The following is a 12792-nucleotide window of genomic DNA, read 5'->3' on the forward strand; positions in this document are numbered from 1 at the left end:
CGCGACGCACGAAATGCGAGAACGTCGATGGCAGCTCAATTAGTGAGCCCATCGGGCAGATCGCAGCCGCGATGGGACTTTCCATCGATCCTCCAATCAATCTCCCGTCGCTCCGCACGAGCATGCGAAGTGCTTCGGCGCGAGCGACAAGGGGCGCGCGCGAGCGCTGCCGATCTCACGGCGCGAGCTTGAGCTCTCCCGGCATGAGGCCCTTGTGGACCACACAAAAGAAGTCGACCGGGTCCTTGAACTTGTCCGTGACTTCCAGTCGGAGGCTTCCAGTGAAGCCGACGCCGAACTTGCTGGTGGTCCCGTTGCAATCGAGTTCGCGGAGCGCGGCGTTGGGTTTGGCCGTCGTGTCGTCGCAGGCAAGCACGGGACTCTTGTCCTCGGCCGGAGGCCCGCCATCGGTTCGCTTGAGGGTGACAAATCCGTGATGGACGGGCCCGCTGGGGATCTGAACCTCGACGATGTCACCGACCTTCAGATCATCGACGGGGAGAGGTGTGGAAGCCGTCGATTTCTTGTCCTTGTAGGTCCAGGCGAGCCCCTGGACGCCGATCACATGGGTGTCCGCCGCAGATGCTGCACCCGCAAATGCCAGAGTTGCACCGAGAATGATGCTCGCGATCGGAAGCGGCATTGACAACGTCCTCATTGGTCTCCTCCTCACTTGGCGTTTTGACGCTATTGCGCTGCTAGCCCGGGACCCCAGACCTCGATAGGAGCCATCAACCCTTTGTCCTCGTGCTTGAGGATATGGCAATGGAAAACGAAGCGTCCGAGCTGCTGGCTTGTATCGAAGCTCATCACCACGAACACCGACTGCCCCGGAGGCAGCGGAATTGTATCGTGCCAGCGTCGCGTCGCGCCGGGATCAAGGTCGCTATTTTTTTGATCGTCATAGAGATCATAGTTTGGCACGTCCGCCGGGCATGCGCCCTGGCCGCAGGTGCGCGCCGAATCGGGAGGCTTTATGAAATAGCTGTTGAGTTCATCGGCTGTCGCCAAGCGAAATTTCATCTGGTGAATGTGGAAATTATGCAGAGTGCTTGTTTGATTGGACAGAACCCAAAGCTGTTTGTGGCTACCCTCGTGAGCTTTCTTGTCGATGAAGACACACACATGCTTCTTGTTCGTCCAATCGACCAGCCCATCGCTCCCGACATATTCCTCGAACGGGATGCCCCCTCCGTTAAGCCCGACCGTCGTCTTGTCGGGATCTTCGTCCGCTGGTGGGTTGTGCATCGATTCGTCCTGCGGGTCCGGTCCGGTGGGGCGTATGATCTGGGTGAAAACGCTCCAATCTGTCATTTTCCCGTCGGTAGTCTTGACGCCATCCAGAAACCAGACGCGGCGGTACTCACGAAACGCCGGGTCCAGATCGCGAATGCATCCCGGGGGTAATTCCGCCGTCTCAACCGCCAGGGCGGGACTCGGGATTTGGGGTGGACCAAGGGTGGCGACGGCAGCATTCAATGCGATCGGCACGTTGCTGGTCGTAGCGTTTGGCTCCAGCACGATACGGGCCAGCTGGATCTCCGGCCATTCGTCCGTCCCCGTGCCGACCGTGTGCTGCTTGGTCTTGAGAATATAGACCCGCTGCTTCTCGTGCTTGTCGTCGTTGCGCACGTAGATCTCCGCACGCGTGGCCGGCATCATCAGCACATCGTCATAGTCGACGGCCTGCACTGGTTTCTGTGCCTGCCCGGGTGCAATGGGGATTGCCGGGACTACTCCATCGAGGCTGAGGATCGTCATTCGCAGAGGCTTGGTGTCCGCCGCGTCCTCGTTCCGCAGCTCCAGCCAGTACGGGATGTTGGCGCTGAGATTGCCCAGCCGGAGGAGGAGATTCTTGCCGCCCTCCACAGTGATCGTCGGATATCGCTGCCCGTTCACCGTAAAAAGCAGTGCCTTCGTCTGCTCGCGCTGACAGAAGCCGGTTCGCAGCTTCGGATCGAGGTCCGGTCCGGAACCGTCCGGCTTCCACACCCCGCACGACTTGCCCGGAGTAAAATCCCGCGCGGCCGGATCTGGATCCCACGTCGCAGCATCGCCGTTCGCCTCGCCGGGGAGCTTGGCGATGTTCATTACCGGCATGTCCCGGAGCAGCGCATAGCGCACCATGGTGATGCGTTTCAGGTCGCTTGTGTCCTTCGCGACGTCGTTGGAGCATTTCTCCTTGTCGTTCGGATCCGGCAGACAGCCCGCCTTCACGTTGGCCGTTGCTTCGCCGACCGAAAGCAGACCCGACATTCCACCCATCACCTGATCGGACGAGATCCCGTGCAGATGCGAGTGATACCAATTCAGCCCAAGAGGGTGCGGGATGAGTCCCGTGCTTTCGAGAACGCGTGCGTCGATCATGTCATTGCCGGGGATCGGCGTCTTTCCCGGAATCGGCACCTTGTAATCGAAACTCAGGCCGGGCTTGAGATGGACATAGACGTTGTCGCCCGTGCCAAGCTCCGCGGGCGCGGGTCGCGCGTTGTTCGGCGATACGAGCCCGCCATGAAAAAAATGAAGGTTCGTCGAACCGTCATTGTGGTCGTGCATGCTGCCGTTGGTGCTGGAGGTCAGCGCGTTGATCAGGTGCGCCGAAACGGTATCGCCCGGCATCGCTTCAACGATTGGCGTCAGATAGTTGTAATTGTAGTTTCCGGAGGTGACCTTGTAGCCGCCCATGGCGATCTCGGCGCTGGCTGCCTTCAGAGTGATCTCCACCTCGTTTTGACCATTGGCGAGCGGCGTAATGGAGCAGATGCCGGCGAGATCAGGCTGTCCTGCCGTTGCTTCAGAGCAGATTGGTGGCTGAACGAGCTCTGCCCCGATTGCCGGCTGAAGCAGGAAACCCAGGGCTACCCCGGTCAGCCATGCAGCCTGGCCAAACCGGATCGGAAGCCGCGCTTCCCACGGATTTAAGCGTTGCATCGCGTGACTACCCAAACAACGGTGCGCACATGACGCCGCGCACGAAAGCGCGGACCAAATTCAATCGATTCAAAAAGTCGTTCGAACTCATAAAAAGACGTGAGCGACCTCACGTTGCCATTGATACTACATGCGCCTTTCTGATGTAGTCAATCCATTCCACGCAGCCAGCGACGAAGACCCCAGATGCGACCATTGATTGAATGGCTGGTCAGAGGACGTTTCCGGCTCCGCGAGGACGGCCGGTAACATAGGGACGATCAAACAGCCGTTCGGAGGCAGCTGCGCCGGCTGATCCGCAGACTGTTTCAGCTCCTTCTGCGGGCGGTCGCCGGACCTTCCAGTCCGGCCGTGATGATGCCCTTCCGCCAAAGCCAACCCAGAACGGCCAGGGCCTTCTCTAGCAAAAATGCGGTTCGCCAGATTGCGGTCAGTTCGGCCGCGGTGGACAATGTCGACATCGATGCGAGGACCGCATGAAGCGGTACGCCGTCCACGAAGGCGACGGCTTCCTGCAAATCCGGATGGGCACAGGAAGGTGGTGCGGACAACCTGGGAGCCGATCAGGCCGGGTGTCTGCGCGAGCTCGGCTGCTGCACTCAGGGCCAGTATTTGGTTCCGCGGCGGCAATGGTGTTGCTGGCACGGCGTTTTCGACACGCGGCGGTATGGGCGTCGCCCGAACACGCCAAAACTCAGTCGCGTTGACATGGTACGCCTCGGCGTATCGGTCGCATGACCAGCTGCGACGTGTCGCGGCTTGCGGGGATCTCCGTCCGCATTCTCCGCCCAGAACGAGATCGCCTCATACCCTTCATCGCCCATTCGACGGAGCAACTCGTGAAACCCTTTGCCCTCCAGCGAGAAGTTGTCATCGTTGATAGTGACCAGGGTCTGCGTACCTGCCAGCATAGCTGCCGTCTTTCCATAGCGCCGCGATCGCATTCGAGGAGTAGATGGCAGTCGGACGCCAGTATCGGCGCGAGCCGCCGAAGCTCTTGAAGACAATTTGCCTGCAGTGGCGCGAAGGCGGCGACCTCCTCGGCCGAGGAGGAGACCAGCGTGTCGGGAATGGCGAACCCCAGCTCGGTTGCGACGCGCAGCTGCAACAGATTGCGGTCGGCCGCATGGTCGGCGCGCCAGTCGTTGTACCAGACCGTGTGCGGCGGTAAGAGCGCCAGGAAGCCCGTCCAGAAGAATTCGCATTGGAATGTCGAGATTCCGTCGACGCTCGTGGTCTTCCGTCTCGCGGTGCGCAAATGCCAGCGGGTTGCACCAGACTGTCCTAACCTGATCCAAAGCGTCGATGTTCGGATCATCAAGCGCCAAGCGCACATTGCTCGAAGGCTTAAGTCTAACGCTCGCCGCGCATCTTATCAGATAGGCAGAGTAGTCGATGACAACCGGTCGCGACGCGGCCACAAGCCGCTCGCACACCGCCCCAACGTGGGGTCGGCCATGCTCCCGACAATGGCAACGGTCGGATGCAACAGCGACCCAACTATGCGGCATCGGCCGAGACGCTCGTGTCGCCCTCAAGTGCTGCCACCTCCGAACGCAGCTCAAGCCGCCGCCTGCGCGCCGTATCGGATGACCCGTGCGTCTCGCCCTCGGGCAAGTCCTTGGCGAGCATCTCCGCCGAAACGATGGCGTCGTTGGCGAGAAAGAAGCGCACCGTGGCGCCAGCGCCCGGCTCGATTGAATGTTGCGATGTAATCGACGCGTTTGGAATGGAAGGTCTGCGACCCGCCATCGTGATGATGTGGGTCTGCTCTTTGGTCTTTCGATCCCGATCGACGTATCCGATCAGCGCGACCAACGTTGGTTCTGCCATGGACTTTCCCCCGGCGTCTTTCTCGCATCGATTGCAATCGTGAGGGTGTGCCAGTATTTGCTAACTTCGCCGGCGCACCCGAGCCGGGGATTACGGCGGGCCACTGACGCGCTTCAGCGCGCCGGTCCTTCACATAATTTGTCGAGCTCGAATGTGTATTGGGCAATCAGATGCTTCGCGACCAGCATAGCGTCCAGCCGCAGATAGGATGGCGCGCTTGAAAAGACAGGATCGTGCAGCAGCCCCTCGCTCGCCCGGATCGTCAACGCTTCCAACACAGCGCTGCGTACCAACGCATTGTTCTCTTACGATGCGAGCAGACGATCCACCGTGAATGCATCCTGGGCCGCCAATGCGACCGCGAGCGCGCGAAACAGCAGCTGCAGCCCTTCGTACGACCAATGGTTTGCCGCAAAGCGCGCAAGCACAACCGTCAATCTGGTCTTCTCATCCGCGCGGCCCAAAATCGACGCCGCTAGCGCATGCGCGGCCGCGATATCCGTGACCTCGATCACGCTCACTCCGGTCAGCGGATCGGTCGCGCGCGCCGGCATAATGCGCAGCTGGTAGTCAAGACTGCTCTCCAACGCCTTGAGCCAGCGGTCCGGCAGCTTACTCCAGCATCCAACGTCCCTGATCTGCGAGCCGTAGAGCGCGATGCGGTCCTGCTGCATGCGCTCATCGAGCCGTTTCAGCAGCATCGATTGCTCCGACGGCTCCAGAAAGCCTCCCTGCGCGCTCAGGATATTGGCGGCCATGTCCGCATCCAGGTCTGAGCAGGCAACGTGGCTACCAGCAATGTGAAACGCGCAGCGTTCGAGCCCACCCTTCCAGGATGATCGAAACTTGAGCACGCGGGCAAAGCGTGGCAGCCAGATCGGATCGATCCAGATCGGCTCCCCTATAGCGATGAATCGGAAAAAGCGGATGATCCAATCGAACTCGGCCTGGCCGAGATCGCCGTGGCGCGCGAGCAACAACAGGGCCGGGAGCGCCCAGCTGCGCGCACCGTCGCCCTCGGCATCACGTCGATCGGTTACGCGCGCGATCAGCCACGTCAGCATTCCGGGGCCGTTGCCGACGCCCGCGGCCCCGGCGGCAAAAAAGGCCGCGAGCTTTTCGGCAAGCTCACACCAACTCCGCGCGCAGGCGTTGAGCCGCGGAAACGTCGCGTTATCTGCCGCGACGTCGAGGCGCGGGCTCTTCGCCACGTCCTCGAGGAAGCGCATATACGCGAGCCAGTCCGCCTCGCGCACCACACCTTTCTCCGCGCGGATCGAGACCAAAAGTATAGCCGCCTCTAGCGCACGTCGTCGCAGATCCGCGTCAGTGAGCTCGCGATAAGCGAACGCGAGGCCGACGAGATATATACGGATTGCCTGATCGGAGAGCTCGCTCAAACCAAAGTCGAGATGGGTGGCCGGATTCGTCACCGTATAGAGCGCCTCGACCTCTGGCCCCTGCTCAAGGAAGAAGACGGGCGCGCAGGCGCGCTTGCGATCGATGAGTGCGGCCTCGACCGCGAACTGATAGTCCCGTGCACGGTCGCGACGCGGTTCGTTCGCGGCGCATACCGACCCCAGCCCGTCGCGCGCAAGCGCGAAATCTACTCTGCGCTGCGCTTCCCGCGACAGCTCCGGCCACAGCTTGAACTCCCAGTTCTCTCTTCCCTCGATCGTGTGCGTCGCAAGTCCACCGATCTGACCGGCGAGCAACTCGGCGCGTTGCGCGATGCGCCGTTCGTCCCAGCGGGGGGAGGGGGTGGCGAGATCCGTCACCGCGAGCGGGAATTGCACGCCCACGTTGATCCCTTGCGGCACGAGCGAGGCCATCCAGGGCGGCCGCCATCCTCAAGCCGGGCCGATCTCAGGCAGAGGCCTTGAGCGAAAGAGGCATACTAACCGGGCATGTGGCGCACGAGGTATGAGTCTTATCTGTGGCAGCGCGTGACGAGATGAGTGGTCCTTAGCCACGGACCATCTGCAAGGCAACCATCGCGGCTACAATCAGTGGCGGAGTAACCAAAAGGGTCCACGAAACTGAAGTCAGCTTGTATTTGTAAAATGGCCTAAAAAGAGCAGCAACCAGAAGAGCAAAAACCAGTATCTGCTTTAGGTGCATTGAAAGATTGGGTTGAGTATCCATCGCGGCGCTTTCCCAACCCTCAAGAAACCAGACTACCCCAAGGACGGGAGCACCGTCGTCTCCCGATAGCGGCGCGATAAACCGTCGTTATTCGCTTTTGCCGGTTGAGTCTCAAAACATCTGTTCCGAGGCGGAACCTGGACGGTTGTTGCGCGAGCGCAACTTCTTGCCATGACGCGGAAGGGGCCGCCGGCCTCTTTTCCTTGTGATCAGCTTCTGGCAAGCTGGGACGTTTTCATTTTTTAGGAGAGACGTGCGTGACCATAGGTACAGTAAAGTGGTTTAACCCGACGAAAGGTTACGGCTTCATCCAGCCTGACAATGGAGGCAAGGATGTTTTCGTTCACATCTCGGCCGTCGAAAAGGCGGGACTGAGCACGCTCAATGAGGGTGCGAGGGTGAGCTACGACGAAATGAGCAACAAGGGCAAAACGTCCGCTGAAAATCTGAGGGTCGGCTAGCCCATATAGGGCGCTTCAAAAGTTAAGGCAGTGCGCTAGTGAGCCCCGCTTATTAGTCTCAAAAATCAAGGCCCGCTGGTTCGCGCTGGGCCGGCGACTCTGCTAACCCAATCCAGTGATCGGTGCCCGCCGATCGTCAACAATCTCAATCAGACTCCGCCGGCTCCCAAGCCGGCGGGATTTTGCGTGACAATTTACTCAGGCGGCGCGCTCCGATTCCGGCGGCAAGATGCTCTCCAATTGCTTTTGCAGGATTTGACATTGCAGAGCAAATGGAGTGCCAGTCCGCACGCGAGGCGATGGTGCTTCAACCGCCCGCCACAGCGCTGAGCTTTAAACTTACTTTGTTGCGTCCCCTCGAGGCACGTGCATCATGACCCCGCTGTCGGCCGTGGTGCCGATACGCTCTGCCCCCGTGCTGCGGATTAAGGTGCGGACCTCCAAGCAGCACGGGGGCCGATTTGGCACTGCAAACGCTGCCCATCGATTTGCCTTGGTCACCTCTATGCATCGCAGCGGCTCCTTTTGACGGCGATAAGCGCACTCGGCACTCCGAACGACGCAGCAGGGCTCGTATTCCGGGGGGACCTTCAACTCAGACTTCAGAGGCCTGATTTCGCGATTGAGGCATTCAGAGGAGCGGTCTCAATTGTCTCAGCGGACGATCTGGAAAACGGTGCATACGCGCGCAAAACGCTCGCGAGGCTCCTGCTTGGCACTGTGACGCGCAGGCGTGAAAACTCCTCAACGAGGCCTCGCAGCGTTAGGAAACGCTAGGCGATCGCGATTCACTCGCCGAGATCATCCGCTTGCTGAAGTGAACGTGCGGCCAACTTAAGTCGACTTTCGACAGGCTACTTTCGACGCTTCTTGGTCTGTGGAGGCCGCAAGATCGCGACGTCCTCAATTCGACGCACCTCACGGCGGCCGGAAGCGCTTCTGCCGCCGGCGCCAAAGGTGTCGGCCTTCATTACGGTGGCGCCGAACGCAAGGCCGGTGACTTTCTGGAGTTCCGCAACACTGAAGTGATATTTCTTGATCTTGTCGTACGGCAACGGCTTCGAAACTGCCTCACCACGAAGCAGAGCCTCGGGAACGTAGTCTATCAGGGGTGACTGGTCCGCAACCAAAGCGGTGGCTTGAAGTTCATTGTTCTCGACCCTCAGCAACAGTTTCCAGAATTGCCGAGGCGCCTTGAAGCCGCGCATCTCCTGCCGGCCGCGGTCCCATGGGATGTCATTCTCGTCGTCGAACACCGCCCCGGTAAAGACGCTGACCCGTTCGCGCTCGGCGCGGGCATTCGTCAGCACGAATTCTTCGAGTGCTCGCCAATAGAGATTTCCACCCGGATGGACAGCTTGCTTCTCCGAGGCGGCTCGCATTTCCGCATTCGTGCCCTGCTTGAATATTCCCATGTTGAAGAAACCTACCTGCGGAGAGCAGTTCGTCACATGGAAGGTATCGGCGTTGGCAAATTTGATGATACTTTCGTCGTCACCCCACAACGGATCCTGCCTTCGCGTCAAATGGCCTTTCTGGAACATCCGGTTACGATGTCCGCTCGTTCGCTTGTCGAGTATCTGGTTTCCCTGAGCATCAAAGGTCGTCTGCCCCTCGTAGAAGTCCCTCGGCGTTTGCTCGTCGTCGCGGATGCGGTGCTCGGGAAACCATAGCTCGGATGCTTCGGACGCGCCGTCTCCGTCGATGCCCATCATTGGGTCGGTGATCTTACCCGTCGAGCGGTCGTAGTCCTTCGATGTCGCTCCGTCGATGTTGACCGCGGAGACGAAGGCAAGCTTTCGGGCTCCGTTCATGATGACGCTGTAGTGATGGTACTTCAGTTCGTAAGGATCCTCGTTGCGGCCGGCCCTCAGGTTCTTGGCGGCAAGCTTGGCGAGATCGCGCGACAGCTTGGGAAGTGGAACTTCGGCACCAGGAAGGAATTCGGAATCGTAGCCATCCCTGTCAGAATAATCCGGATCGAGTTCGACGCGCGCCTCCGCCGCGCCGGTCCCCGGCGCGGACGCGGCCACTGAAACCACTTGCGCTGATGGCGCATCGCCAATCCAGATCGAGACGGACAGTGGAATCTTCCAGGTCGCGACACCCTCTTGGACATGGGCGACCATCGGCGTCGATTGCACCCGCGCCGATGCCTCGCCAGCCGTTTGCGCGCTCGCGGCGGGCGCATCACTGGACAATCCGAGTTGCAATGCCTCGTCGATCAGTGACCTTGGCCCCGACTGAAGCGAAGTCCGCAAAGTGGTAAGGTCGGAGGAGATGGAACTGGCTCGGATTCCTTCATTGACCGTCTTGGGAATCGTCTTGCCGTTCTCGTCTGTCAGTTCGCGGTGTGGCGTGCCCCAATGATGCAGGGCTACAAGCGCGAACTGAACGTTGAGTACGGGCGACCCCGAGGAGCCGGGCTCGGTGTCTGCAACATAATCAAGCGTCGTGCCGCTCCTGGCCACCAGTTGGTTCTCGCGAATGACCGCTTCCTTGGGTCGGCCGTCGGGATGCTGGATGATATTGACGAAGTCTCCGAGCTGATGCTTGTTGCGGGCAGCGCTCACGGGAAGGTATCCCAGCGCCGCAAGCTCAGTGGCTCCGGAAATTCGCCGGCCGAGCGCAACCACCGTGTAGTCCAGATCGTCTTGACTGTTGGTGACGAAGCAGGTGGTCGGTTCGAACTCGTAGGTCGTCGGGGCGAGCATTCTGCCGCCTACGTCGCGCTCGTATTCGAACTCTGCGACTAGGGCTGCGGCCTCGGCTTCCGATCCGATGACATGGTTGTTCGTCATCATCAGGCGGGGCGAAATCAGAAAGCCTGTTCCGAGCGGAGCACCGTCCTTGGTGACGATGCGTGCGACTGCCCTCGCGGCTCGGCGGCCGCGCTCAAAGAAGGCGACATCGACGAAATCGACCGTCTTTCCCCAGATGCGCTCGGCTCCCTCGTCGGGTCTCGCGACGACGCGGGCAGCCTCGTCAAGGGATACGCCGGTTCGGGCCTGCAGCACCTGCACTTTTCGTGAGGTCTCGTATTCTGCGTCGCCAGGCCTTCCCGCTTCGATTGCGCTCACCGAATGGCGTATCTGTGCGATGGCGTCGGTGATCCGCTTCCTCGCAGCGTCTGCTATTCTCGGTGGGGCTTTCATCGTGACCTACCTTCAAAATGTAACGCAATCCTCGGACGTCTAAGACAGAACTTCCGCGGGCCCGGAACGAGCGGCTTGGGGTCGAGCCAAATCACTTTGCGACGATCATGCTTCTGAATTTCTTCTCGCTGCATTTTTCGCCATCCGTTTTTCCGTCATCGCTCAATATCTGCAGTTCCGAACGGTTCGGAACGAGAAACAGCGCTTCCGGGTTGAAGCCGGAGAAGTCGATTCCAGCGACCGGGCTCGGGTCATCGGCCGTTCCACCTGACCATCTATAGAGTTTCGAAACACCACTGCCGTCGATCGGGCCTGCAACGATCAGATAGCTGTCGCCGTCCCTTTCGAGACTCCTTATTCCCTGACCCTTGAGATCGATCTCGATGGGAGCGCCGAGAGATGCGCGCGAACCCTGAACCACAGACCCGGGATTTTGGAGCGGTACGATCAACGCCTTTCCGCCCGGCACTGGATTGCGGAATCCGATGAGAAGCCCCCCGTCGGCTGTCGAGGCTAGACCTTCGATGCTCAGTCCGCCCGGAGATTTCGGCGGAAGCTTCGCAGCGTCCGCCAACCTGTATTTAGCAAGGCTGGGGAGTTTCGCGAGATCGTCGACCAACAGATCGTAGGGCTTTCCGACCGGCGTCACCGTCGGAACCCGCCCGCCCACGATTTCCGTGGCGAAGAACCGTCGGCGGCGCTCCTGAACCTTGCCGTTCTTGTTGGTCCCGTGCGACGAAATCCAGTAGATCCGCGATCCGACGACCGCTGATCCCTCCAGATCGGACTCCTTGTCTTCGTCGGTGCCGAGAAACTGCCACACGGGGACCGTCGAGACCGGATCGGGCAGGTCGCGTCGATATATCTGCAGCGTGTTATGCTCGTCGTCCGCGACGATGAAATGATCCTGATCCAGAGGCACGGCCGCGGACGCATTGCAGATTCCTCGGTAGTTGATTGCGTTCTGCGCACTCGTCGGTGAGGTGATGAGCAGGAAGGCGATCGCCGCGAGGATCAAAATTTGCGCGCTATCGGGGACTGAAGTCCGCTTCATCGCAATGCCGCTCCCGGGACGTCGGCCATGGAAGGCAAGCGGCGACGCAGGGCCTCCCGCACTGGCGGACTGCCCGTCATACTCTGTTCATCCGGAAACTGGGGACCTTGCTCGGCTGAGCTTGCAACGCAAAGCCCATATTCTCCTTCGCGGTATCGGCATTCAAGGCCAGCACTGCCCTGATCTCATTCACATCGTCACTGAACAAGACCTTGTCCGTGAACTGCTTGAGTCCGGCATCGTCCAAGTTCAGGCGCTGACGTATCCCGAATTTCAGGATTGAAGGAATGATGACGTCCAGTTTGATTCCCGGCGTCTTCAGCGCCGTGCCTTCGTACGCAGCCTCGGTCTTCCAATATCCGCTTTTGTCAAAGAAAATCATCGGCGTAAATTCCTTTGCCGAGCCCGCGTAATAGTTTCTCTCCACATCCTGGAATACCTCTCGCATCGTTCCGCCGCCTCCCTGGCCATAGACGATGCCTGCCCGCGAATTGTTCACCAGCGCCTCTTCCCGAAGGCTATTCTGGAAATATTTGGCGTAGTGGCTCGCAAACGGCATTGTTGGCTCCGCGCCGTAAAGCCATGTCGGGATCGCCACGCTCAACGGCATGATCGGCGGCGCGTAGGAGCGCACCTCGAGCGCGGATTGCAGCCAGTCCCTCGCCTTCTCGACGTCAGCGATCTTTTCCCTCTTCACGGTCCCGTCGTGATCGAACAGACCGTCGAGATTTCCATAGCTGGGATATTTTCCGAGTTTCGCGAGCGCCTTTTCGAGATCCGAAGCGTCGTTCTTTGAAAAAGCCACACCCAGGTGAGCCGCTTCCATGATGCCGGGACCTCCCCCCGTCACGATGAGATAGCCCTCCTCGGAAAGAGTTCTCGCCAAGTGCGCGATGTCAGCAAAGGCTTGCCCGCCCCTTTTTGCAGCGTGCCCTCCCATGATGCCCAAGAGCGGCCGCCTGACCTCCCCAAGAAACCGCTTCAGAGCGTCTGCAAGGTCAGTATCATGATCCGCCTGCGCTTTGCGTATCTCGAGCGATGCTGGTACCGGGCCGCCGTCCTTTGAGAATTGGCGAAACACCGCGAAATCGCGGGTCAATGTAAAGCCGAGCCGATCGAATGGATTGAAGCCCTCGAGAAGCTGTGCCGATGTGTAGAGCCCTTCCGCACTCTTGAGCTGCATCGTCAACCTTTCCCTGTCGTGAAATCCAAG

The 12792-nt window shown here is 59.9% G+C and carries 9 protein-coding genes; 1 reads left to right on the forward strand and 8 read right to left on the reverse strand.

The genetic code is table 11. The features are described from left to right. Window positions 1-175 precede the first annotated feature (175 nt). The 5 genes from ABIB66_RS39010 to ABIB66_RS39030 form a co-directional block, all read right to left on the reverse strand. Complete coding sequence (locus ABIB66_RS39010) at window positions 176-658, reverse strand: hypothetical protein (RefSeq protein ID WP_354258716.1); 483 nt, start codon at window positions 656-658, stop codon at window positions 176-178. Between the two features lie 29 nt (window positions 659-687). Next, complete coding sequence (locus tag ABIB66_RS39015; protein WP_354258719.1) at window positions 688-2931, reverse strand: multicopper oxidase family protein; 2244 nt, start codon at window positions 2929-2931, stop codon at window positions 688-690. Between the two features lie 1500 nt (window positions 2932-4431). Then, entirely contained in the window at window positions 4432-4749 is a 318-nt protein-coding gene (locus ABIB66_RS39020) for a hypothetical protein (RefSeq protein ID WP_275173093.1), read from the reverse strand. Window positions 4750-4877: 128 nt separating this feature from the next. Further along, entirely contained in the window at window positions 4878-5039 is a 162-nt protein-coding gene (locus ABIB66_RS39025) for a hypothetical protein (protein WP_354258723.1), read from the reverse strand. Window positions 5040-5069: 30 nt separating this feature from the next. After that, window positions 5070-6596, reverse strand: a complete 1527-nt coding sequence (locus ABIB66_RS39030) for a hypothetical protein (protein WP_354258726.1) — start codon at window positions 6594-6596, stop codon at window positions 5070-5072. Between the two features lie 570 nt (window positions 6597-7166). Between ABIB66_RS39030 and ABIB66_RS39035 the strand changes: the two genes are divergently transcribed. After that, a complete protein-coding gene (locus tag ABIB66_RS39035; protein ID WP_085360348.1) occupies window positions 7167-7370 on the forward strand; it encodes a cold-shock protein in 204 nt (67 codons plus the stop codon). 854 nt (window positions 7371-8224) lie between these two features. Here ABIB66_RS39035 and ABIB66_RS39040 read toward each other — a convergent pair. The 3 genes from ABIB66_RS39040 to ABIB66_RS39050 form a co-directional block, all read right to left on the reverse strand. Beyond that, window positions 8225-10450 (reverse strand): DNA/RNA non-specific endonuclease, encoded by a 2226-nt coding sequence (locus ABIB66_RS39040; protein ID WP_354237409.1) that lies wholly within the window; start codon window positions 10448-10450, stop codon window positions 8225-8227. A gap of 166 nt (window positions 10451-10616) precedes the next feature. Beyond that, the gene (locus ABIB66_RS39045) at window positions 10617-11543 is read right to left on the reverse strand and encodes a DUF3616 domain-containing protein (protein ID WP_354258729.1); all 927 of its coding nucleotides are present in this window, start codon (window positions 11541-11543) and stop codon (window positions 10617-10619) included. Between the two features lie 112 nt (window positions 11544-11655). Continuing rightward, a complete protein-coding gene (locus ABIB66_RS39050; protein WP_275173086.1) occupies window positions 11656-12762 on the reverse strand; it encodes a hypothetical protein in 1107 nt (368 codons plus the stop codon). Window positions 12763-12792: the final 30 nt, after the last annotated feature.

It is taken from the genome of Bradyrhizobium sp. F1.13.3 (genome assembly GCF_040548265.1).
In the GTDB taxonomy this organism is placed as follows: Bacteria; Pseudomonadota; Alphaproteobacteria; order Rhizobiales; family Xanthobacteraceae; genus Bradyrhizobium.